General features: G+C 66.5%; 17 protein-coding genes. 7 read left to right on the top strand and 10 right to left on the bottom strand.

Annotated elements, in window-relative coordinates:
• Positions 1-95: 95 nt before the first annotated feature.
• Positions 96-1,055, bottom strand: a complete 960-nt coding sequence (locus C8C98_RS05065) for an MBL fold metallo-hydrolase (RefSeq protein ID WP_121453387.1) — start codon at positions 1,053-1,055, stop codon at positions 96-98.
• Positions 1,056-1,197: 142 nt separating this feature from the next.
• On the opposite strand from C8C98_RS05065, the gene C8C98_RS05060 reads away from it, so the two are divergent.
• A complete protein-coding gene (locus C8C98_RS05060) occupies positions 1,198-1,995 on the top strand; it encodes an IclR family transcriptional regulator (RefSeq protein WP_121456039.1) in 798 nt (265 codons plus the stop codon).
• A 204-nt stretch (positions 1,996-2,199) separates the two neighbouring features.
• Here C8C98_RS05060 and C8C98_RS05055 read toward each other — a convergent pair whose 3' ends face one another.
• The gene (locus C8C98_RS05055) at positions 2,200-2,637 is read right to left on the bottom strand and encodes a CoA-binding protein (RefSeq protein WP_121453386.1); all 438 of its coding nucleotides are present in this window, start codon (positions 2,635-2,637) and stop codon (positions 2,200-2,202) included.
• A 194-nt stretch (positions 2,638-2,831) separates the two neighbouring features.
• Between C8C98_RS05055 and C8C98_RS05050 the strand changes: the two genes are divergently transcribed.
• Positions 2,832-3,959, top strand: a complete 1,128-nt coding sequence (locus tag C8C98_RS05050) for a branched-chain amino acid ABC transporter substrate-binding protein (RefSeq protein WP_099656819.1) — start codon at positions 2,832-2,834, stop codon at positions 3,957-3,959.
• A gap of 79 nt (positions 3,960-4,038) precedes the next feature.
• Here the strand turns inward: C8C98_RS05050 and C8C98_RS05045 are convergent, their stop codons facing one another.
• The 4 genes from C8C98_RS05045 to C8C98_RS05030 form a co-directional block, all read right to left on the bottom strand.
• A complete protein-coding gene (locus C8C98_RS05045; RefSeq protein ID WP_121453385.1) occupies positions 4,039-4,659 on the bottom strand; it encodes a hypothetical protein in 621 nt (206 codons plus the stop codon).
• Between the two features lie 125 nt (positions 4,660-4,784).
• Complete coding sequence (locus tag C8C98_RS05040) at positions 4,785-7,028, bottom strand: protein-disulfide reductase DsbD (RefSeq protein ID WP_121453384.1); 2,244 nt, start codon at positions 7,026-7,028, stop codon at positions 4,785-4,787.
• A 177-nt stretch (positions 7,029-7,205) separates the two neighbouring features.
• Positions 7,206-11,153 carry a DUF748 domain-containing protein gene (locus C8C98_RS05035; RefSeq protein ID WP_121453383.1) on the bottom strand — a complete coding sequence of 1,316 codons (3,948 nt, stop codon included), beginning with the start codon at positions 11,151-11,153 and terminating at the stop codon, positions 7,206-7,208.
• A 265-nt stretch (positions 11,154-11,418) separates the two neighbouring features.
• A complete protein-coding gene (locus C8C98_RS05030; RefSeq protein WP_121453382.1) occupies positions 11,419-12,180 on the bottom strand; it encodes an alanyl-tRNA editing protein in 762 nt (253 codons plus the stop codon).
• Between the two features lie 89 nt (positions 12,181-12,269).
• Here C8C98_RS05030 and C8C98_RS05025 point away from each other — a divergent pair, with 89 nt between their 5' ends.
• Positions 12,270-13,109 carry a creatininase family protein gene (locus C8C98_RS05025; protein WP_121456038.1) on the top strand — a complete coding sequence of 280 codons (840 nt, stop codon included), beginning with the start codon at positions 12,270-12,272 and terminating at the stop codon, positions 13,107-13,109.
• 157 nt (positions 13,110-13,266) lie between these two features.
• Here the strand turns inward: C8C98_RS05025 and C8C98_RS05020 are convergent, their stop codons facing one another.
• Positions 13,267-13,731 carry a DUF1203 domain-containing protein gene (locus tag C8C98_RS05020; RefSeq protein WP_158600136.1) on the bottom strand — a complete coding sequence of 155 codons (465 nt, stop codon included), beginning with the start codon at positions 13,729-13,731 and terminating at the stop codon, positions 13,267-13,269.
• Between the two features lie 373 nt (positions 13,732-14,104).
• Between C8C98_RS05020 and C8C98_RS05015 the strand changes: the two genes are divergently transcribed.
• The 3 genes from C8C98_RS05015 (at position 14,105) to C8C98_RS05005 (ending at position 18,287) form a co-directional block, all read left to right on the top strand.
• Positions 14,105-14,491: a DUF2946 family protein gene (locus tag C8C98_RS05015; protein WP_121453380.1), complete on the top strand. Its 387-nt coding sequence runs from the start codon at positions 14,105-14,107 to the stop codon at positions 14,489-14,491.
• A gap of 215 nt (positions 14,492-14,706) precedes the next feature.
• Complete coding sequence (locus C8C98_RS05010; protein WP_121456037.1) at positions 14,707-16,809, top strand: TonB-dependent receptor; 2,103 nt, start codon at positions 14,707-14,709, stop codon at positions 16,807-16,809.
• A 2-nt stretch (positions 16,810-16,811) separates the two neighbouring features.
• Entirely contained in the window at positions 16,812-18,287 is a 1,476-nt protein-coding gene (locus C8C98_RS05005; protein ID WP_121453379.1) for a PepSY domain-containing protein, read from the top strand.
• Positions 18,288-19,378: 1,091 nt separating this feature from the next.
• On the opposite strand, the gene C8C98_RS04995 is transcribed toward C8C98_RS05005, so the two are convergent.
• Both C8C98_RS04995 and C8C98_RS04990 read right to left on the bottom strand, forming a co-directional pair.
• Entirely contained in the window at positions 19,379-20,713 is a 1,335-nt protein-coding gene (locus C8C98_RS04995; protein WP_121453377.1) for a sulfatase, read from the bottom strand.
• Positions 20,714-20,862: 149 nt separating this feature from the next.
• Positions 20,863-21,858: a tripartite tricarboxylate transporter substrate-binding protein gene (locus C8C98_RS04990; protein WP_121453376.1), complete on the bottom strand. Its 996-nt coding sequence runs from the start codon at positions 21,856-21,858 to the stop codon at positions 20,863-20,865.
• A gap of 87 nt (positions 21,859-21,945) precedes the next feature.
• Between C8C98_RS04990 and C8C98_RS04985 the strand changes: the two genes are divergently transcribed.
• Positions 21,946-22,485: a MarR family winged helix-turn-helix transcriptional regulator gene (locus tag C8C98_RS04985; RefSeq protein ID WP_233574457.1), complete on the top strand. Its 540-nt coding sequence runs from the start codon at positions 21,946-21,948 to the stop codon at positions 22,483-22,485.
• Positions 22,486-22,534: 49 nt separating this feature from the next.
• Here the strand turns inward: C8C98_RS04985 and C8C98_RS04980 are convergent, their stop codons facing one another.
• Positions 22,535-23,206: a histidine phosphatase family protein gene (locus C8C98_RS04980; RefSeq protein ID WP_121456036.1), complete on the bottom strand. Its 672-nt coding sequence runs from the start codon at positions 23,204-23,206 to the stop codon at positions 22,535-22,537.
• Positions 23,207-23,300 lie beyond the last annotated feature (94 nt).

The following is a 23,300-nucleotide window of genomic DNA, read 5'->3' as shown; positions in this document are numbered from 1 at the left end:
CCCCGCAGCGAGGGCTGCGTCCCCCGTCTCTCGAACCGCACAGCGGTTCGAGAGACGGGGGAAGGCGCGCAGCGCCTCAGGGGGTTGTTCTCTATTCAACCCTCCAGGGCTTTCCACATGGCAATGTCGCGCTCGGCAGTCCAGATGCGTGGGTCCGGGTACTGCGTGGCCTCGTCATACGCGCGGGTCACGTCAAACGGCATGCAGTGGTTGAAGATCACCCAGTGCCCGTACTTGGGCTGCAGCTTGGCGAACGTGGCTTCGTAGACCTTGCGCAGGTCTTCACCCTTCGCAGCGCTGGCCTTCACGCTCTCGTACAGGTCGCTGATAAACGCGCGTGTGCCCGCCAGCCCGGCCTGTACCTGCTCGGGCGTCTGCAGTGCGGCACCTCGGCCGGGCACCAGCTTTTCGGGCTTCAAAGCCGCCAGGTTGTCCAGCGTCTGCGGCCAGTCCTTGAAATACGCATCGCCCGCATAGGGCGTGGCGTCGAACTCCACCAGGTCGCCGCTGAACAGAATCTTTTCCTGCGGCAGCCAGGCCACTGTGTCGCCCTTGGTGTGGCCACGGCCCAGTTGCAGGATCTGCACTTCCACGCTGCCCAGCCACAAGGTCATCTTCTTGTTGAAGGTCATGGTCGGCCAGGTCAGGCCGTTGGGCACGCTCTCCACGTTCTGGAACAGGCGGGGGAAGCGGCCGATCTCGCTGTCCTTGTCGAACTGGCCGCGCTCCACGATGAGGTCGCGCGTGTCCTCGCTGGCGATGACGTGCTCGGCCCCGTAGGCGCTGGCGCCCAGCACGCGCACCGCGTGGTAGTGCGAGAGCAGCACGTATTTGATGGGTTTGTCGGTGACCTCACGGATGCGGCGAATCACGTCCTGCGCCATTACGGGCGTGGCCTGCGTGTCGATGACCATCACGGCGTCGTCGCCAATGATGATGCCGGTGTTGGGGTCGCCCTCAGCCGTGTAGGCATAGGCGTGGTCGGAGAGCTTGTCGAAGCTCACCTTCTTCACTTCGAGGTCAGCGGCGGAGGCAAAGGTTTTGACGTTGCTCATGGTGGTGGTTTGTTAATGGTGAATGCATTTATCTAAACGTAATTATTTGATGTTAGGCAAGAAGTTTGTTTATGTCTAATGCATTTGATTAGGTGAAAACCCGAAGGGCGTGGCTGTGCCACGGTGCGTGGACAATCGCCGCATGCCCACGATGACCCCCGACCTGCCGCCCACCGACGACGAAGACACGCCCCGCAGCCCGCGCGGGATCCAGAGCGTGGAGGTGGGCGGGCAACTGCTGAAGGTGCTGGCGCGCACCGGCCGCCGCATGGCGCTCAAGGACCTGGCCCGCGCGGCCGACATGACGGCTGCCAAGGCCCACCCTTACTTGGTGAGTTTTGGCAAGCTCGGCCTCATCGAGCAGGACGCCGTGAGCGGCCACTACGGGCTGGGCCCCTTGGCCATGCAGTTGGGCCTCATCAGCCTGCAGCAGGTAGACCCCGTGCGGTTAGCGATCGCCGAGCTGCCCGCGCTGGCGCAGCGCATTGGCTACACCGTGTCTGCCTCGGTTTGGGGAGACAACGGACCCACCATCATTCGTGTCGAGGAAGGCCCTACGCCGGTGTATGTGGCTATGCGGCATGGCACCACGGCATCGGTACGGCATACGGCCACTGGCAAGGTGTTTGCCGCCTGGGGGCCGCGCGAACGTGTCGCTGCGGCTTTGTCTGTCGAGGGATTCGCCGGAGCCCTGGACGACCCCGCATTCGCGGCCGAGCTGGAGGCTGTGCGTACCCACCAGATCAGCCATGTGACCGACCAGCTGTTACCCGGTATCAGTGCCATGGCCAGCCCGGTGTTCAACGGATTTGGGCAATTGGTGTTGTGCCTGGCCGCCATTGGCCCCAGTGCGACCCTGCAGACGGGGCCACACTGCGCGGCCGCACTGTGCCTGCGGGATGCTGCCCAAGCCTTGTCTCGCCGTCTGGGTGCAAGTTAAGAAACTTGCCAGAACGCTTCTCTGGGGACCCTCTGCACAAATCACCGCGTCGCGTGTATCTGCGGCCTCGGGCGGTCTGTGGCGTTGCAAATACTCGCAATAGCTGCGGCTATTGCTGCGTTTTGCGTCTTGCAGCCCATTCCGATCCACAGCGCCCACTTTCCGCTCGATTCGTGCAGAGGATCCCTAGGGTGCCAGCTGGTTTTAAACCGGATTGGCTCGGGATAACAGACCGGCGGCCCGCAGCCGCTGGTGCTCCACCAACGTGCAGTGGTCTTGCACCACCGCCAGCCCGGCCGCCTGGGCTTTGGCCAGCGCGGCATCGTGGCGCACGCCAATTTGCAGCCACAGCGCTTGGGCGCCAATGGCGATGGCTTCGTCGGCAATCGGGGGCACTGCGGCGCTGTCCCGGAACACATCCACCAGGTCAATGCGGTGGTGCTTCGCGGCCTCGGTCAATGAAGGCCAGCAGCGCTCGCCCAGCACTTCGTTGGCCGCAGGGTTGATGGGCACGATGCGAAACCCTTGCGCCTGCAGGTACTGCGCCACATGGTGGCTGTCGCGCTCGGGTTTGGGCGAGAGGCCGACGATTGCGATGGTCTGGGTGCGCTCAAAGATGGGCAGATGTGGATCAGCTTGCATGCGAGGGTCCTGTCTTTGTGGCCCATTGTGGCAAAGGGGGCGGCAACCCTGCCAACAGCGAGGTTGGGACGCAGGCCGGACAGCCCCGAAGCGGTGGGACCTTTGCTGCATACTCCGGCGCGGGCGGCGTGCCGGACACAATCTGCGCGCTGCCCTCTATCCTGAGGAGTACCTTTCCAATGAAAAAACAAGCTATGAAAAAACAAGCCCTCGTGCTGGCGCTGGCCGCCTGCGGTCTGACTGCCGCCTTCTCCGTGTCTGCCCAAGAGCGGGTGCGCATCGGCTTCATGAGCCCCGTGACCGGCCCCCAGGCCGCCAACGGCATCGACAACCGCGACGGCGCCTTGCTCGCCCTCAAGGAAATCAATGCCAAGGGCATCAAGGTGGGCGGCAAGGCCGTGCAGTTCGAGCTGGACATCAACGACGACGGGGCCGACCCCAAGCAAGGCGTGCAAGTGGCCCAGCGGTTGTCTGACCAGAAGGTGAAGTTCGTCCTGGGCCCCTACAACTCGGGCGTCACCATGCCTGCATCCCGCGTGCTGGCCGACGCTGGCATGGGCGTGTTCACCGTGGCATCCAACCCCAAGGTGACCGAGCAAGGCTATGCCACGCTGTTCCGCATTGGGGCCAGCGACAACCAGCTGGGCGCCAAGATGGCCACCTACGCTGCACAAGACCTGAAGATCAAGACTGTGGCCGTGATCGACGACCGCACGGCCTACGGCCAGGGCGTGGCGCGCGAATTCACCGAGCAGGCCAAGCGCCTGGGCCTGAAGATCGTCGCCAACGAGTTCACCACCGACAAAGCCACCGACTTCAGTGCCATCCTGACCAACATCCGCGCCGCCAAGGCCGATGCTGTGTTCTACGGCGGCTACTCGCCCCAAGGCGGCCCGCTGCTCAAGCAAATGCGTGCGCTGGGCATTACGGCGGCCCTGCTGGGCGGCGACGGCATCTGCTCATCTGAGACCGCCATGCTGTCGCAGGTCACGGGCGACCTCAACACCTTCTGCACCCAGGGCGGCTCCATGCTCGACCGCAGCGACAAGGGCCAGAAGTTTGCCGCCACCTACCGCGCCGAATACAAGCGCGACCCACTGACCTACGCCGCCGCGTTCTACGATGGCATGCACCTCATCGCTGCGGCCGTGGAAGCCACGCAGTCGCTGGACGTGAAGAAGGTGACCGAGCACATCGCCGCGGGCAAATACATGGGCGTGACGGGCGAGTTTGCTTATGACGCCAAGCACGACCTGCGCTCCTCGGCCGTGACCGTGTTCACGTTCAAGGGCAAGGACGTGGTGGCGCTCAAGAGTCTGTAAGCAACCGGCCCGGTCTGCGTTGCGTGGCCGGGCTTGTTCACCGCAGCACCTCTGCGCTGGGTGCTGCGGTATCAGCGAATCAGGGTGCTGATCTGCGCAATCCTTGTTCGGTGCGGATGCGCCAGGCGACGGCGAGCAGGCATCCCAATGCGGCCAAGCCGAACCCCGCTGCCCACACCGTGAGTCTGTGGTCCTGCGGCGTTGCCCAGTAGCAGCCTGCGAACCCCACGATGCTCAGCAAAGTCATCCAAGGTTTTCTGCGCGAAGACGCGGTGCTGCGCGCCAAGACAAAGTGACCTGTACCTTGGCCCGCCGTGGTCCACAGGGCAGGCCGCACGGCCAGGAAAAAGAGCCCGATCACTGCCAGCGGCGTCAGGATGACGAACCCCCAGCCCAGTTGTGTTTTGATCCATTGATTGAGTGCGGGCGGAATGGTGATCCAGAGCGCCCAGGCCGCACCTAGCGCAATGCCCTGCAAGTCTTGTGGAAGTTGCGGGGGCTCCGGCAAGCGCTTCCATTCCAGCGGCGCCGCGCACCTGGGGCAGGTCGGCTTGTGGTCTTGTGGCACATACCAGCGCGCATTGGCTGGATGCAGCGCGGTGGTGCAGTGGTCAAATTTTCCGTGGCACGCGGGGCATTGAAAGCGGCCCCCGGCGCCCGTGAGATCCGGTACGGCTTCGGTGGACTGAGACAGCTCCACGGCACACACTGGGCAAATATCCTCAGCATGCGTCAGTGGGCGATGGCATTGTTCACAGTGCATGCCCGCATCGTAGTGAGCGAGCCACTGCCGCGCTAGGGGCGAGCCGCGCGCCTGTCGTTGGCCTACAACTGGGCGATGGTGCTGCGTACTTCGTCCACGCTGAGCACCTCGGTCAGTACCACCGGGGGCTTGCCTGGGCGGTAGAACACATACACCGGCACTCCATTGCGCCCCAGCTGCGCCAGGGCGGTGGTGATGCGCGGGTCGCGGCGCGTCCAGTCGGCGCGCAGCAGGGCGACGTTTTTGGCTTGCAGGTCGGCCAGCACGTCGGCGTTGGCGAGGGTGGTTTTCTTGTTGTATTGGCAGGTCACGCACCAGGCGGCGGTGAAGTCGACAAACACCGGGCGGCCGCTGGCCACCAAGGCATCGGGGGCGCCGGGGGCCCAGGGCTGCCAGCCTTGTGTGGAAGTGGCCATGGTGGCCGTGGCGCTGGCGGCTGTCGTCGCCACATCTTCCATGCGGGTAACGTGGGGCCCAAAGGCCCACAGCAGCAGGGCCATGGCCACGGTAGATACGGTGCCCAGCCAGCGCCGTGCGCGCCCTTGCTGCGCCAGCGACCAGGCCAGCAGGCCCAGGCCCACCAGCAAGATCAGCAGGGCGGCTGCGCCATCGATGCCGCTTTGCTGGCCCAGCACCCACACCAGCCACACCACAGTGGCGAACATGGGGAAGGCCATGAAGCGGCGGAAGGTGTCCATCCACGCGTCGGGGCGGGGCAGGGCGCGTGCCACGGCGGGCCACAGGCTGGCAGCCAGATAGGGCAGCGCCAGGCCCAGGCCCAGGGCCGCAAACACCGCCAGCGCCTGCACGGCAGGCAGCGTGGCCGTGAGGCCCATGGACGCGCCCATGAACGGCGCCGTGCACGGCGATGCCACGGCCACGGCGAGCACACCGGTCAAGAAGCTGTCGGCCACTGGGTGGCGCGCCTGCAGGCTGGCCACCGAAGACGGCAGCATGTTCCCAAACTCAAACACCCCCGCCAGGTTCAGCCCGATGAGGGTGAACAGCCCGGCCAGCGCGGCCACCACGGCGGGCGACTGCAGCTGAAAGCCCCAGCCCACGGCCTCGCCCGCAGCCCGCAGGCCCAGCATGAGGGCGCCCAGCGCGAGGAAGGACAGCACCACGCCTGCGGTGTAGGCCAGGCCGCTCGCGCGGTGGGCGCGCCGGTCTTGTGCATGGCGGGTAAAGCCCACCACCTTGATCGCCAGCACCGGGAACACGCAGGGCATGAGGTTGAGGATGAGACCGCCCAGCAAGGCGCCCAGCAGCGCGGCGGTGAGTGTGAGGCTGGGGGCTCCCGAAGGCGCCGCCGCAGCGGGCAATCCGCCCGCAGCCTGCGCCGCATTGGCCTGCAGCGCAGCCTCCAGCGCGGGCGACACACCGGCCTTGGCGGCCACGGCGGGCCAGGTGCCCAGCACCTGCAGCTCGGCCCGATAGCCGGGGCGCAGCGTGTGGCCTGGCACGCGCTCGGCCAGCACCACGGGCAGCAGGGTGGGGCTGCCGCTGCGCTGCTCGGCCAGGGGGATGCGTGCGGTCCACACCGCGCCGTCCCACTGCTGGGTGCCGGGGGCAGCATTGTGCAGCACTTCAGGCGTCTCGGGGTACAGGTCCAGCGTTTTGCCGCGCAGTGCAGCGGGCAGGCCCGCCACCCGTACTTGCAGGCTGTCGCCGTCCACCTGGGCCTGGCGGTCGTCGCTGGCTGTGGCGTTGGGAAGTGCCTGGGGTTGCGCCTTCAGGGCCGCATCAAAAGCGGCGCCGTTCAGCGCGGTGGTGCTTTGGATGGGCAGTTGCAGCGTGAACTGGCCCTCTTCGGGAATGCACTCCTTGCGGCATACCAGCCACGAGGCTTTGAGCTGCACGGTGATGTCTTTGGCCAGCGGGCCGGGGGCAAAGGTGCTGGGCACCGTGACGGGCACGGGCAGCAGCACGGTGCCTTCGTAGCCGTAGTTGGCCAGGGTGCCGATGGCAATCTTGTGGGGCACGGGCCAGGCGATGTCGCCCGCATCCAGCCCGGCGGGCAGCTGCCAGGTCAGCTCGGTGGGCAGGCCAGAGTCGCCGGGGTTCTTCCAGTAGGTGTGCCAGTCGGGCTGGTGGGTGATTTGCAGGCCCAGCCACAGCGGCTGGCCGGGGGTGACGCCCTGCGGCGCGTGGGCGATCAGCTCGGCCTGCACATGGGGCGTGGTGACGGTGCTGCTGCCCGGGGTGGCAGTTTTGGGGCCAAATTGGGCGCTAGCGCTTATCCCTAAAGCGCTGGCAGCTATAAAAAAGAGAGTGGCTGCGAGGCGGTGGGACAGGCGTGAAGGCATGGTGCAGTGTGGGAGCGGGCGGGGCGGGTTTGGTTCCGGCCCCGCCATGGTTTCGATTCTCAACCCACCATTGTGCTCGGAGCCCCCCAATCCCTTGGAAACTGGCGCGGCGCCAGTACCAGTGCCCCCGCGCAAGGGCAGCCCCGCCGCGCCGCAGGCGACTCACGGGGGTGTTGTTCACTGCGTCGCCAGGCTCAGTTCCGCATGCGGTGTGCCCTTGGGCGCCTGGCTGCCGGTTTTAGGGGCGGCCAGGAAGAGGCGCTCGGCAGGCAGCTTTTGCGCGGCCAGATAGCTTTGGATGGCGTAGCCGCGCTGGGCGGCCAGCTCTGCCGCCATGGCTTCGGTGGCGGGCTGGTTGGCCATCAGCAGGGCCTCCATTTCGGGCACCGTGAGGTCTTTGGCCAGGCCCACCAGGTTGCGGGGCTTAGGGATGCTGGCGCGGCCATAGGCGGCCTTGAGCAGGGCGGGGTACTCGTCGGCGGTGACGGGCGTTGTGTTGTCAGGCTGGGCGCGGCGCTTTTCTGCGCGCACCAGCTGCTGCAGGCGTTCGCGCTGCAGGCCCTCGCGTTCCTCGGCCAGGTTGGCGGTGCCTGTCACGGTGAGCTTGAGGGTGGGGCGGTCGGCCAGGGCTTTGGCGACCTTGCCCAGGTTTTGCTGCGCCTCGGGGCTGAGGGTGGCGCTGCCGGGGGCAAAGGCCACGCTGCTCATCTCGTCACCGCCACCAAAGGCGCTGGCCAGCAGGCTGAAGGGCGAGGTCAGGGCTTTACCGATCAGGTTGACGATGACCTTGCCGATCACTGGCCCCAGGCGGAACTGCGGGTCATTCAGCGAGCCGCTGATGGGCAAGTCCAGGTCAATCACGCCTTGCCGGTCTGCCAACAAGGCCACGGCCAGGCGCACTGGCAGGCTGTTGGGCGCGCCCGCCACCGGCTCGCCAAAGGTTAGCTGGTTCAGCACGATGCGGTTGTTGGCCGTCAACTGCCCGTTGGGCAGCACCTTGTAGGCCACGTCCACGCTGAGCTTGCCGCGTTCAATGCCATGGCCTGCGTACTTCACCGCATACGGCGAGAGCGGGGGCAGGTCCAGGTCGCGCACCTTGCCCGCAATGTCCAGCGCCAGCGGCTGGGCCAGGGGGTTGAGCTTGCCCGTGACCTCCAGCGAGGCGGAGCCCTCGGCGCGGCCTAGCAGCTCCAGCGTGGCCAATTGGGGCTCGCCGCCCGGTGCCTCGGACGAGAAGGCGCCCAGCTTGCCAGTCAGCTCGCTCAGGTCGGCCGAGTAGTTGGGTTTGATGAAGAAGTCAGAAAACAGCACCTTGCCGTTGACCAGGCTCACGGGACCGAACTGCACCACGGGCGCGAGCGGGTCGCGCGCTGCGGTTTGAACGGGCTGCGGGGCCGATGCCGCAGACGCCGCAGGCGCGGGTGCCGAAGCTGCCGTGGTGGATGCCGTGGTTGCAGGTGCCGTTGCAGTGGCCTCTGCATCGCCCTTCACGATGTCGCGCAGGTTGATGCGCCCGGCCTCGTTGATGGTGATGCGCGCAAAAAAGTCCTGCAAGCTGGTCTCGCTCACCTGCACCTTGGGGGCGGTGCCGGGGGCCGTGGCCACGCTCAGGCCGCGCAGGTTCAGGCTCTTCCAGGCCAGCAGTTCCTCGCCCACCTGGGCTTCGGTCAGCGGGGTGGATGCGCCTGTGCTGTTGGCCTTGAGTTCTTCAATGGCCGCGTCGCCCGCCAGCTTCAGGCTCGCGCCTTTGTCAGACTGCGCAAACGCCACCTGCCCGCGAAAGCCCACATCGGCGCGCAGCAGCTCAATGGCCAACTGCTGGGCGAGGTAGCCGTCCAGCCCGTGCACGGGCACGCGTGTGGCGTCCAGTTTGCCCTGTGTGGCCAGGGGCTGCAGGGCCAGCGTGCCCTGGTAGTCAATCTTGCCGGCGGCACTCTTGGCGTTGCCCTTGCCCGCTGCTGCGCGGGCGCTCAGCGTGAAGGCGCCGGGCTTGCCGCTGTCAGTGGCCAGGTTTTTGGCGCTCACGTCCAGGGCCGTTACCTCCAGCGCCACGGGGCGGGGCTGGGCGTTGTCGGCAAAGGCCACAGCGCCGCCTTGCAGGGCCAGTTCGCCCACGCGCACCACCCAGGGGGATTCGGTGGGTGTTTTTGCTGCCGTGGTCTCGCTCTCTGCGGTGGGTGTCTGTGCCTGGGCCTTGGCCCAGCGCTCAAACATCCAGCGCCCGTCGCTGCCGCGCTCCACGGCCAGTTGGGGGGTGTTCAGGCTCAGCGATTCCAGCGTCACGGTGCGCTCGTCCAGCGGCACCTGCAAGCCCTTGACCTCCAGCTTGCCCAGGCTGACCAGCGACTTGCCGTTCTGGCGCAAGGCCAACTGTTCCAGTGCGAGCGGGCCCGCAGTCACGGTGAGGCCGGTGGCAGCTTTGCTGCCGGTCGGGGCCTGCCATTGCAGCCCCAGGGTGCCGGTGAGCTGGCCTGCCACCGTGGGCTCCAGGTACTGCGCCACGTAGGGTGCCGCCAGTTGCAGCGCCAGCGCTTCGGTGGTGATTTGCAACTGCGCTTTTTGGTCGGTGGCTTCGCCTTCAAACGCCAGCTTGCCTTCAGGAGCCGCTGGTGCGTCTGCCTTCGCTGCCACCGCTTTGGCCGTACCCGCCTTGGCTTTGACTGTCTGCCGGGCGGGGGGCATGGTGGCGTTGGTCGCACTTGCATCGGGCAACACCATGGCGCCCTTGAAGGCCACAGGCTTCTCCAGTGGCAGCGCCAGCCCGGTCAACTCCAGCGCCAGTTGCTGCGCCTGCAGCGCGGCAGCGGGGCGGGTGGTCTGGTCGTCCCAGTGCACGGTACCTTGGTGCACCACGGCGCGGGCCACGGTCACCTTCCATGGGGCGGGCGGTTGTGTGGCTGGCGGGGTGCCGGGTTTGGCGGGCCTGCTGGCGTTGGCTGTGCGGCTGGGGGTGCTGGCTGCACTGGCAGGTTCGCTGGCCTCTGCACTGGCAGTGCCGGAGGCCGCTTGCGCAGGGGGTGTGGCGGCTGGCTTGGGCGCCCCTGCGGCCGGGCTGTTGCCCAGTTGCGCCAGGTTCAGCAGCCCGGCGGCATCCCGGCGGGCGTGCAGCACGGGGGCGGCCAGCTCCACCTGGGCCAGGTCCACCACCTGGTCCAGCGGGCGCACATCGGCCATGTCCACCGTCAGGCGTTCATAGGCCAGCAGGTCCTGGCCTTCGCGGTCGGTCAGTTGCACATCGCGGGTCTGCACCTTGCCCGAGAGCTTGACAGCCATGCGCGGGGCCTGCTCAAAGGCCAGCTTCACGTCCACGTCCAGCGTGGCGGCCTTGATCTGGACGGGCAGGCTCGCGGGCAGGTAACCCAGGTACGGGGCCAGGTTCAGTCCCTCCCAGCGGATGTGGGCATCGGCATGCCCTGTTTGGGCAAAAGGTGTGCTCTGGGCCGACGAGTCAAAGCGACTGCCCTCCAGCGTGAAGGCCAGCCGGGGCTCCACGCGCACTTCCTGGGTGTTGGCCAGCGTGCTGATAAAGGGCACAGAGAGCAACAGGTCCTGCACCGAATGGGTCTTGCCCACGGCGTTGTCGGTAAAGTCCACGCGCCCGCCCTGCAGCAGCAGGTTGTACAGCGCCAGCCGCGCGGGCTCGGTCGATGGGGGCGTTTCTGGTGCGTCCTTGGTGGCCGTCAGCTTGGCCATCACATCGTCCACGTCATAGCGGCCCTGGCCCAGGTGGGTGATGCGCAGCACGGGGTTTTCCACGGTGAAGGCATCTACCACCGGCGCCATGCGCAGCAGCGACTGCAGCTCGGCATCGACATACACGCGTCCAATGGTCAACTGCGCGGGGCCTGCCTCGCTACCTTTGGCACCTGCCACGGCAATGTCGCGCAGCGTCAGCTCCAGTGACCAGGGTTTGAAGTCGAGCGAGCCCACCGTGACGGTGCGGCCCAGCTGCTCGCTGGCCAGGCGCTCCAGCGGCCCTTTGACCAAGGCGGGGACCGACAGCCACGACAGGGTCCACACCCCCAGCAATGCGGCCAGCGCCCGTGTGGCGGGCTTGAACCAGCGGCGTTGCCGCAGGGCGATGAGTTGGGGGTGGCCGAGCAGGGCGCGCAAAGGGGCTGGCATGGAGGGTCAGAAAATGAAGTGGGCTGGGGCCCTGCACACCGTGGGGTGCTGCGGGCCCGTGGCTGGTTTCAACGCGGACAGAGGTGCAAAGGTAACAGCGCCCGGTGCGTTGCAGAAGTATCTTTTTGTAGTGCGCTGCAGCGTCACGGGGCAAAGCCCAGCACCACCCTGCGGGTGGTGGCGGACATTACGCGGCTTCTGGTGTGCCCCCACTGGCGCTGCGCGCCAATGAGTGCACCCCGAAGAAAAGCGCTATTCGCTGCGCTCATGGGGCAAAGCCCAACACCACCCTGCGGGTGGTGGCGCTTTTCTTCTCAATCTTCGTAACTACGATGGCGCCGATCTCGGCCGTGTTGGCTACGTGCGTGCCGCCACAGGGCTGCAGGTCGATCAACGGCGCTCCGCCCTCACAGCCATCGCCGCCAATGCGGATGGTGCGAATACGCCCCGTGCCCCGGGGCGGCTGCACGCTCATGCTCTTGACCAGGGTGGGGTTGGCGTCTAGCTCCTCATCGCTGATCGACGCCACCGTGAGCGGGTGGGCCGCAGCCACCAGCGCAGCGATGGCGGCGGTGAGCTGCTCCTTGTCCAGCGGGTCGGTCATGGCGAAATCCAGCCGGGCGTAGTCGGGGGTGATGGAGCAGCCGTTGACCAACTGCGGCACCACGTGGCACAGCAGGTGCGATGTGGTGTGCAGCCGCATCATGCGGTGGCGGCGCTCCCAGTCGATGCGCGCGGTGACAGCGGTGCCGGGTGTCAGCGTGGCCAGCAAAGCTTCCTGCCCCGGTGCGGGAATGTGCACGATGTCGCTGGTGGGGTTGCCCTCGGCATCCTTACCCTTGCGGGTGTCGGCAATCGCCAGTGCAGTGCCATCGGCCATCACCAGCATCCCGCTGTCGCCCGCCTGGCCGCCGCCCAGGGGGTAGAACACCGTGCGGTCCAGCACGATGCCGGCTTCGGTCACGGCGGTGATGTGGGCGCTGCATTCGCGCAGATAGGCGTCTTGGCGGAAGAGGTCTTGGGTCATGGGGTGATGTTAGCGGGCGCTGGCCAACTTGCCGCAGCGCTGGCTGCATTTCAGTCACACGGCGCTGCTGCACCGCTACCATGCGGGTCATGACTTCTGCCACCGCACCCTCTGCCTTGTCCTCCCGCTTCTGGGCCGACCTGTCCACCCGCGACTTTGCCGCGCTGCAGGCCAGCGGCCAAGCCGAGCAGGTGGTGGCCGTGCTGCCCGTGGCGGCGGTGGAGCAGCATGGCCCGCACCTGCCGCTGTCGGTGGATGCCACGCTGCTGCAAGGCGTGATTGATGCCGCCCTGCCGCACCTGGGGGCTGACGTGCCTGCGCTGTTCCTGCCCCCGCAAAACATTGGCCTGAGTACCGAACATGAAAATTTTGCGGGCACGCTCACCCTCTCGCCCGCCACGGTGATCGCCCTGTGGACTGAGCTGGGCGCCTGCGTGGCGCGGGCGGGGGTCAAGAAGCTGCTGATCTTCAACAGCCACGGCGGCAATGTGGCAGTGATGGACATCGTGGCGCGCGAGCTGCGCCAGCGCCACGGCCTGCTTGTGTACAGCGCCAGCTGGTTTAGCCTGCCCCAGCCGCCCGAGGTGCAGGGGCTGTTCAGCGCAGCCGAGCATCGGTTTGGCATCCATGCGGGCGATATAGAAACGTCGATGATGTTGCACCTGGCGCCCCACACGGTGGCGATGGAGCACGCGCAGCATTTCCGATCCACCTCGCAAGACCGTGCTGAACGCTACGCCATTCTGGGCAACGGCAAAAGCGCCAAGATGGGCTGGGCCATCGAGGACTATCACGAGAGCGGCGCTGTGGGGCAGGCCGATGCGGCTACGGCCGACAAAGGCCGTGCGGTGGTGGAGGCTGCGGGCGAGGCCTTGGCGGCCCTGCTGGCCGAACTGGTGGCGTTGCCGCTGGAGACGGTGCGGCGGTAGATTTTTGGCAATTTGGGCTGTTTTGCCCGTCCAATAAGCGCTAGAAGCTATTGAATTGATAGCGTTTTGCGGGCTGCCCTGGCGCAATCCGGGTACGCCAGACGGGCTGCCGCTTGCACCCGCGCCACGCGCAGTCGCCAGCGTGGCTGTGCCACTTTCATCCCCGGTCCACGCGGCATTGGAAGCAATTGAACTTGGAGCGGATGTGCACATACGCGACCTCGGGGTCGGCCAGAATCTGGCGGCACCTGTCGGTGAGTTCTTTGCCTGCAACGATGGCCCCCGTTTCGTACCGTATCCAGTGGTTGTGCCCGTAGCCGCGAATCACGGCCGGGTCCAGGTAGGCAAACCAGTCGGGCAGCCGGTCTGCCTGGTAGTGCTCGCAATCGTGTGCATGCAAAAAGATCGGCCCTGTTTCTGCATAAGGCTGCAAGTCGGCAAAGGGGCGGTAAGAGAGAACCCGCATGGCGTCGCCGGGCGCGATCAGCTGCAGGCAGTGGCGGCACGGGTTGGCTTGGCCTTGGGCCACGGTTTGCACTGGCGTCTGCCCATTTGCGTCGTTGCCGCCCGCTTGCAGTGGCCGCGCCACCTCGCTCGGAATTCCCTGTACGGACAGTTTCATGGCTTCACCTTTTCGGTTGTGGTGGGTACAGCCGCCATTGCACTGCGGCGCTGGGTTCCACGCGCGCTGCTTTCGGACATGCCCTTCCCCCTTCCCGTTACGACCCGGGGCGATGCGACCCAACAGAAGTGCACCGGGCGCACTGGCGGGGTTGGGCCTTGGCATGGGCCTGTCGCATGCGTCTTTGCGCGTGCCTCGGCTGCGATAGGCTCCATCCGAGCGGGCGCTGGGTTGGTCTGATTGCTATGAAATTAATAGCTATTAGCGCTTTATCCATAAGCGCTGGTGGCCAAATTCCTTTGGATTGATCTTCATCACTCCTCTGATCCCCGGCCCCACCACAACCCCCAACCACCCGCCATAATCTGCCTCCATGCACCGCCTGCGCACCTCCCCCTTCCTCGCCCGCCTGGTGCTGGCGTGGTTTTTGGGCGTGGTCGGGCTGGCCGGTGCGGCGCCGCTCATCCACCCGCAATCGCTGGAGCTGGTGTGCGGAGCCTCCGGCGCCGTCAAGCTGGTGGTGGTGAGCGCGGCGGGCGACGATGCATCAACGCCCCAGCAGCAAGCTCTGGGCCCGCACGGGCTCGATTGCTCGCTGTGCCTACAGCTGCAGGCGCCCCCTCCCAGCCTGCCGCCCGTGGCCTTGCCTCGCTCGGCAGCGCAACCTGTGCCCATGCCTTGGCAGGCGCGGGCTTTCACCGCCTCATGGCACGGCGCGCCGCTGCCAGCGCGCGGGCCGCCGGTGTTCACAACGGTCTGACTTTGAGGTGCACGCAGCAGGCGCTTGGTTCGCCTGCGGTGCGCTGTTCTTGATCCGCATCTTTTTGCGCTGACCCCGAGACCGTGCGCCCATGGCGCCGGGCCTGGCTTTGTGGCGTGCCTGTGGCGAACCTGGTGGGGTCGCAGGCGTGGGCAGAGCGGGCCCTGCGCTGGCGTGCGGTGCTGGGTAGGCGCGTTGTGAACCCTTTGCCAACCATGTCTTCTTATCTTTCCTCGGGCCTGCGTTTTGCATGCCCCGCACGGCCTGCACGCACCCTCATCGCCGCCGCCGTGGCGGCCTCCATTGCATCGCTCGCGGCATCTGCCTGGGCGCAAACCTCCACCCCTGCAGTCGAATCTGCCAACGACCCCGCCCTTACGCTGGGCACGGTCACCGTGCAGTCCGCTCCCTCGGGCGCGCTCAACGCACGCAACGTGTTCAGCTCGGTCGATATCCTGGGCGCCAGCGTGCTGCAAGACCAGCATGTGGACTACAGCTGGGAGCTGTTGACCCGCGCGCCCGGCGTGCAGGTCACGCAGTTCAAGCAGGGCACGGACGCCGGGCGCTTCTCGATGCGCGGCTTCAACGGCGAAGGCCGGGTCAACGCCGTCAAGCTGCTGATCGATGGCATCCCCAGCAACGACAACGCGGGCGGCATGCCGTTTTTGGATGCGGTGTTTCCGCTGGACATCGAGGCCATCGAGATCGTGCGCGGCACCAACGACCCGCGCTACGGCCTGAACAACATCGCGGGCAATGCCAACGTCGTCACCCGCAAGGGCGGCAACGATGGCCAGGCCAGCGTGACGCTGGGCAGCTATGGCACGCGTGAGCTGCAACTTACCAAGGGCTTTGAAAGCGGCAACTGGAGCCAGAACTACTTCGTGGCCACCCGCGAATCCGACGGCTACCGTGACCATGCCGATGCCGACAAGAAGGCGCTGTCGGGCAAGTGGTTCTACACCAGCGACGGCGGCCAGTGGCGCGCAGGTGTCATCGCACGCTATTACAAGAACAAGGCGCTCGAATCCGGCTACCTCACGGCCGAGCAGGCCGCCCGCGCACCGCGCAGCTCGCCCGCCTACGCCGCGTGGGACCGCAGCGAACGCGAGACCACGCAACTGAGCGCCCACCTGGATGGACAATTGGCCAACGACCTGGCCTGGACCGCCAAGGCCTACACCCAGCACTACGAGAATCAGCGCTTTGTTCGGTTTTCAGAGGCCGGCGTGCAGCAAGAGCGGGGCAACGACGAAACCCACAAGGGCCTCATCACCACGCTGACCTGGCGGCCCAAGGTGGCGTGGGCCTATGCCTTCACGCTCGAAGGCGGCTTGGACGCCCAGTGGCAAGACAACGCTGCAGAGCGCTACCGCACGGTGCAGCAGGCACGCAACTCGCAGATCCGCGCTTGGGACTTTGACCTGAACACCCGGGGCGCTTACGTGCAGGCCGTGGTGCAGCCGGTGCAGGCGCTCAAGATCATCCCGGCGCTGCGGGTGGACCGGGTCAGCGGCAGCTTTACCGATGGGCTCACCAAAATCACTTCGCCCGTGCACGACTACGGCACCATCACCCAGCCCAAGATCAGCGTGGCCTACGCCGTGCGGCCTGACACCAGCGTGTATGCCAATTGGGGCCGCACGTTCCAGATCGGCACGGGCATCGACAGCTATCGCACCGCATCGCAAAGCCGCAACCTGGACCCATCGCTCAACGACGGCTGGGAAGCGGGCGTGAAGTGGCAACCCGCTGCAGGCATCGAAACCCGCGTGGCCTATTGGGAGCAGCGCGCCAGCGGCGAAGTGGCCCGCGTGCTGGGCGTGAACGGCCTGCCCGACCCCGGTGGCCAGGGCAATGTGGGCCGCACCCTGCGCAAGGGCGTGGACCTGCAGCTCAACGCCCGCCTGAATGCGCAGTGGAGCGGCTGGGTGGGCTACTCGTCGCAAATTGCGCGCATTGTGGAGCCCGACCCCAGCGCCCCCGCTACGCGCGGCAAAGAGATTGAAAACGTGCCGCACTACCTGGCCACGCTGGGCGTGGACTACCAGGCCAGCACGCAGCTCAAGCTCAGCGCCTGGGCCAACGCCCAGGGCAACTACTACCTGGAGCGCACCAACACCCTGGGCCGCACCGGCGGCTACGCGCTGCTCAACTTGGGGGCCACCTGGCGGCTGTCGCCCACGCTGGATGTGGGCGTGCAGCTCAAGAACGTGACGAACCGCAAGTACGTCTATGCGTGGTACGACAGCGGCTCGTCCGGCTACTCGCCCGGCGATGGCCGCAGCGCCTACGCCAGCCTGAACTGGAAGTTCTAGCCATGGAGCGCGCTCTCACTTCCGTGCCCGATGTGCAGGCGGAGCCGGGCACTGCGCTCACCCGCAGCAGTCTGTACCGCGCCGTGTGGCGCTGGCACTTCTATGCCGGGCTGCTGGTGCTGCCCCTGCTGATCTGGCTGGCGGTGACGGGCGCGCTGTTTGTTTACCACGATGCCATCGACCAGCGTGTGCATGCGGACCTGCTCACAGTGCCTGCCGCATCGGAGTCTGCGCCGCACAGCGCGGTGCTGGCCGCAGCCCTGGCAGCGCAGCCGGGTGCATGGTTCAAGTACACGCCCGCCGCCGCACCGGGCCGCTCTGCCGAGGTGGGTGTGCGCACCGCCGATGGTGCCAAGGTGGCCGTGTACCTGAACCCCGCCAACGCCCAGGTGCTGGGCACCCTGAGCGACCGGGGCACGCTGGGCTGGACGATCCGCAAGCTGCACAGCCTGAAGTACTTTGGCCCCGTGCAGCGCGGCTTTATCGAGATGGCGGCGGGCTGGGCTGTTCTGCTGGTGCTCACCGGCCTGTACCTGTGGTGGCCGCGTGGGTCAGGCGCAGCAGCGCGGGGTGGCGTGGTGAGCGTGCGCGGCACCCCGCGCCAGCGCGTGTACTGGCGCGATCTGCATGCGGTGACCGGGCTGGTGGTGGGCGTGGGCCTGTTGTTCCTCGCCATCACCGGCATGCCGTGGTCGGTGCTGTGGGGAGCCCAGGCCAATGTATGGGCCAACGGCCATAACTTTGGCTACCCGGCTGGCGTGCGCGTGCAACTGCCCCTGTCCGGCCAACCCCTGGCCGATGCAGCGCACCTGCCGTGGACGCTGCAGCAGACACAGCAGCCGGGCGGTGCAGGCCATGCAAGCCATCCAGCGCATGCACAGGCCAAGACAGAAGACAACCCGCACGCCTTGCATGGCGAGGGGGCGACTGCGCAACCCGCGCCCGCAATGTCCGGCCCTGTACGCGCTGCGCTGGACATCGACACCGTGATGGCCCAGGTGCAGCGCCTGCAACTGGCCCCGGGCTACACCGTCAACCCGCCCCAGGGCGTGCGCGGCGTGTTCACCGCCTCCGTCTATCCGCACGATCTGGCCCGCCAGCGCGTGGTGCACCTGGACCAGTTCACCGGCCAGCCGCTGCTCGACGTGTCGTACGCCGACTACGGCCCGCTGGGGCGTTGGCTGGAGTGGGGCATCAACATCCATCTGGGGCAAGAGTGGGGCGTGGTCAACCAGTTGCTGCTGGTGGCGGTGTGCGCGGGCATTGTGCTGCTGTGCGTGTCGGGCGCGGTGATGTGGTTCAAGCGCCGGCCTGCGGGCGGTGTTGGTGTGCCGCCGTTGCCTGCGCAGCGCCGTGCTTTGTTCGCAGTGACCGCCTTGCTGGTGGTGGGCGGGGTTGTGTTTCCGTTGGTGGGGGTGTCGATGGTGGTGCTGGCGGTGGTGGATGCGTGTGTGGTGTGGTGGGGGCTCAGGGGTTGAGGTGTTTTTGGGCTCTGGAGCTTTTGGAGTAAGCGTGGGAAGCTATGGAATTTGTAGTGTTTTCCTGCGCTTGCGCCAACCGTTCGGACTGAGCTTGACGAAGCCAGGGCACCGGCTCCGTCCATTCATCTCCCACCCATTCGTGCTGAGCCTGTCGAATCCGGGGCACCGCCACCATTCATTTCTACCTCCCAACCGTTCGGGCTGAGCTTGTCGAAGCCGGGGCTTGCGGGTTGATTGGGTGGTATGCCTGTGCTGAGGGCGGGAGCCGGGGAGTGCGCCCGGCGGCGCAGTAACTTTCTTTTGCGTCGCCAAAAGAAAGTCACCAAAGAAAAGGCGACCCCAAGTCTGCGACCCCTTCGCATAGCGAAGGGGCAACCTGCGGCGGTGCGGTTGCGGGGTGCGCTGCGGAACTCACTGCGCTGCGTAGCAGCTTCGTTCAGACAGCCGCAGCGAGTCAGATGACGAAGCTCGCGCGCTGCGACGCGCGAGCCACCCCGCAACCGCCCCGACGCAGGCGCAGCCACAGGGGGGAGTCAAACAGCCAAACAGCCAAACAGCCAAACAGCCAAACAGCCAAACAGCCAAACAGCCAAACAGCCAAACAGCCAAACAGCCAAACAGCCAAACAGCCAAACAGCCAAACAGCCAAACAGCCAAACAGCCGCACGGGCCATCGCTGTGCTCGGCCCGGCCTGCGCAGCGCGAGGCGCTTGCGCCCGCGAGACGGGGCCGAGCGAAGCAATGGCCCGAATGGATGTCCGCTCCCTCATCCCCTCTGTGTGCGCCGAGGAGCGCAGCGGCCAGCGGATCAGGGCTCGCGACTGTCTGAGCGAGACCCCGCTGGACGCGAGCACCGCAGGTTACCCCGTAGCGCAGCGCAGGGGACGCAGACAGCGGGGTCGCTTTCTCTTTGGTGACTTTCTCTCGGCCGGCGATCCGGTGGCGAGACAAGAGAAAGTTACTGCGCCGCCGGGCGCACTTCCCGGCTCCCGCACATGGAATAAGCACGCAGCTCAGTCAGCGCACAGGCAGGTGATTTGGGATCGCCCTTTGAGCGGACTTTAAGATGCAGCTTGCAAAGCAGCCCGTTACCGCTGCGGCATGTTCTTCACCCCATAACCCAGGCTCACCGTGGCATCGGCAGGGATGGGTGGCATGGTGGCCTCCCACGCTTCCCACGCCTGCACCATGGCTGCCAGGCGTTCTGGGGCGATAGGGGCCAGGTTGGCGCGCTCGCGTTCGTCGCCTTCCAGGTTGAAGAGGTAGTCGTGCCCGTCCACGCGCAGGTACTTCCAGGGGCCGTGGCGCAGGGCGCGCTGGCCCCGGTGGTTCATGCGCCAGAACTGGGGCTGGTCGTCGTGCCAAGTGGCGTCGCGCAGCAGGGGCATGAGCGAGCGGCCATCCAGCGGGTGGCTGGCGGCGGCGGGCGCGCCTGCTGCGTCGAGCATCGTGGCGGTCCAGTCCATGGTCATGCAGGTTTGCGTGCTGGTGCCGCCGGGGGCAATCACCGCGGGCCAGTGCGCAATCCACGGCACGCGGATGCCGCCTTCTGTCAGGTCCATCTTGCCGCCCACCAGGGGCCAGTTGTCCGAGAAGCGCTCGCCGCCGTTGTCGCTGGTGAACACCACGAGCGTGTCGCGTTCCAGCCCCTCGATGCGCAGCAAATCCATCAGGCGGCCTATGCCTTCGTCCATGTGGTGGATCATGCGGCGGTAGGTGTCGATGTTGCCGCCGTGCAGGTGAAAGAGGTTGCCCTTCACCTCCTGCGCCAGCGCCTCGTCGTCGCGCGTTTCCCATGGCCAGTGGGGCGCTGTGTAGTGCAGGCTCAGAAAGAACGGCGTGCCGCTGCGTGCACCCCCGGCCATGCGGCGTACAAAGTCCAGGCCGTGGTCGGTGATCAGGTCGGTGAGGTAGCCGTCTTCTTGCTGCTCGGCGTCGCCCAGGTACAGGTCGTGCTGGCCGGTGGAGCTGCAGTGGGTGAAGTAGTCCACCCCGCCCGACATGGGGCCAAAGAATTCGTCGTAGCCCGAGCGCAGTGGGCCGAACGCAGGCGGGTAGCCCAGGTGCCACTTGCCCATCAGCGCTGTGCGATAGCCCGCATCGCGCAGCAGCGAGGGCAGCGTGGGGTGCTCGGGCGGCAGGCCCAGCGTGGTGCTGCCCCGGCTTTTGCTGTTGATGGGCTCCTCGGCCGCACCACGCAGGCGGTACTGGTAGCGGCCCGTCATCAGCGCAAAGCGGGTGGGCGAGCACACGGGCGAGTTGGAGTAGCCCTGGGTGAGCTTGAGGCCGTGGGCCGCAAGGCCGTCCAGCACGGGTGAGACGGGTCCAAAGCTGGCGTCGCGGCCGCCGTAGCAGCCCAGGTCGGCATAGCCCAGGTCATCGGCCACGATGAAAACAATGTTGGGGCGGTGGGTTGTGTTCATCTCAAAAAGTCCAATATCGGCATCCAATCACTGCGACCTGTGTCACCGTCACGGGCCAGCGCGAGGGGCGGCAAGCTAGGGCCGCCCCGCAGCGAGGCTGCCCCGTCCCCCGCCGGGGGAAGCGGCAACCCCGCTCAGGGGGCTTCCTGTCAAGGCTTGAAGCCTGAGCGTTGCACCACAGGCGCCCACTGCGCCTTGTAAGCCTTGAGCATGGCCTCGGTCTGCGCACGGCTGGCGGCCACGGGTTCCATGTTGGCGGCCTCGAACTTTCGGCGCGTGTCGGGGTCTTTCATCACGTCCTGGATGAGCTGCGACAGGCGCTCCACCTGCGCAGCGGGCATGCTGACGGGAGCGAAGAAGGTGTTCCAACCAGTGGCCACCAGGTCCATCCCGGCTTCCTTGAACGTGGGCACATTGGGTGCCAGCGGGCTGCGTTTGGCGCTGGAGACTGCCAGCACGCGCACCTTGCCCGCCTCGTGCTGGGGCAGCAGGCTGTCCAAGGTGTCGAACGCTACGGGCACCTGGCCGCCGATCAGGTCGGTGGTCAGCGGGGCAGACCCGCGGTAGCCGACGATTTCGGCGCGCACTTTGGCGGCGTCGCCCACCATCAGGCCAAAGAAGTGGGGCAGGCTGCCGGTGGCTGGCACACCAAAGTTGGCCTGGGCAGGATTGGCGCGCAACCAAGCCAGCAGGTGGGGCAGCTCTTTCACCGGCACGGCGCTGGCTACGGCCACGCCAAATTCGTAGCTGTTCACATGGCTCACGGCGCGGAAGTCGCGTTCGGCGTCGTAGCCCGCATCGGGGAACACCAGCGGCGCCACCACCATCACGGCGGGGTTGGCCAGCAGCAGCGCAGGCTGGTGGACCGGTGCGGCCTTCACATACTGGGCCGACAGGCGCCCTCCTGCGCCCGCCTTGTTCTCGACGATGACTGGGCTGCCCAGCTTGGCTTGCAGCTTGTCGGCCACGATCCGCGCGACGCGGTCGCTGGAGCCGCCGGGCGGGTAGCCCACCACGATGCGCAGCGGCGCATCGGCTGGGGTTTGGGCATGTACGGTGGCGGCCAAGAGCCCGGTCAGCGCGGTAGTCACGCTGAGTCCGCTTGCGACGGCAGCCAGCCAGGTGCGGCGGCGAAGGTTTTGCATCAGATGTACTCCACAGGATTGCCAACTGGTCACTACTCTAGGAGCGCGACAATCAATTGTTCAAATCAACTGTTGCAGGGCTGTGCCGTGTCGACTTCATCGTATTCCCTGATTGATCCCCAATCTGCGAGCGAACTGCTGCTGTACCGCTTGAGCAAGGTGACGGCATCGGCGGGTAGCCTGGTGGTGCGGCTGTGCGAGGGCGGCCATGGCATTACCCGGCGCGAATGGGCCGTGCTGATGTGGCTGCAGCAGCATCCCCACCTGCCTCCCTCAGAGCTTGCGCAGCGCTTGTCGCTGGATCGGGCGCGGACCTCGCGTGCGATTTCATCGCTGCTGGACAAAAAGCTGATCACCCGCGAGCCTGTGCCGGGCGACAAACGCCAGGCGCGGCTGTGCCTGACAGAGCAGGGGCATGCGCTGTATGCGGCACTTTTCCCGCCCGTGCGGCGCATCAACCAGGCCCTGCTGCGCGGGATGGACGCCGAGGCGCTGGATGCGTTGAACCGGGCTCTCGATCAGTTGCAGCGCAACGCCGACTGGCTGGTGGCCGACCATGAACACTTGCCTCGCACCTACCGCATGCGTGGCGGTGCACGGCGAGGGCGACGCAGCGGGCCGGTGTAGTGAATCGTTGAGGCCGTCGGGTTGTCGTTTGGGCCTTGTCCGCTTCGACTCAGGCGTGGGTGATCAGCGCCGCGTGCTCTAGTTCATTGAGGTGGGGCAGGGTATTGAACGTCTGCAGCATCAGCCGCTTGGGCGCAATCGAGAACTCCGTCACCGCGCTGTTGCGAATGCGCATGTTCAGCGCAATCGTCACCTCTGGCGCCGTGCCCAGCACCTCGCCCACCGCCGTGGAGATGGGGCCGCCGCTGCTCACCAGCAGCACGTTCTGGCCCGCATGGTGGTGGCGTACGTGGTCGAGCGCGGCGCGCACGCCGCCTGCAAATTCGTCCCAGGTGGGCATGCCCTGGGGGCTGATGACGCCCGCCATCCACTGCGCCAGCGCGTCACACAGAACACGAAAGTGCGCGCGGTAGCGCTCGGGTGTGTCGGCCGGGCCCAGGGGCTGGGGGTGGATGGCGCTGATGAGCGCGTGGCTGTCGTACTCGTTGAGGCCCGGCAGTTGCAGCACTTCGGGCGTGGTCTGCAGGCCTTCGGCAATGCCCGCCAGCGTCTGCGTGTGGCGGCGCAGCGTGCCGGTCAGAACGGCGTCAAACTGCATTCCTCGCGCTCGCCAGTACTGGCCCAGGCGCACCGCTTGCTCATGGCCCAAGGGGCTGAGCTGGTCATAGTCTGCAGCGCCAAACGAGGCCTGGCCATGGCGCACGAGGTAGAGGGTTCCCATGCGGCGGATTGTGGCCAGAACGAGGCCGTGGTACTTGTCACACAAGCGACCAATGCTACTGAATAAATAGCATGATAACTTGTGTGTGCAACGG

The organism is Acidovorax sp. 106, assembly GCF_003663825.1.
In the GTDB taxonomy this organism is placed as follows: domain Bacteria; phylum Pseudomonadota; class Gammaproteobacteria; order Burkholderiales; family Burkholderiaceae_C; genus Acidovorax.
The sequence above is the reverse complement of the archived record's forward strand: the minus strand, read 5'-3'. Positions and strand labels throughout refer to the sequence as shown.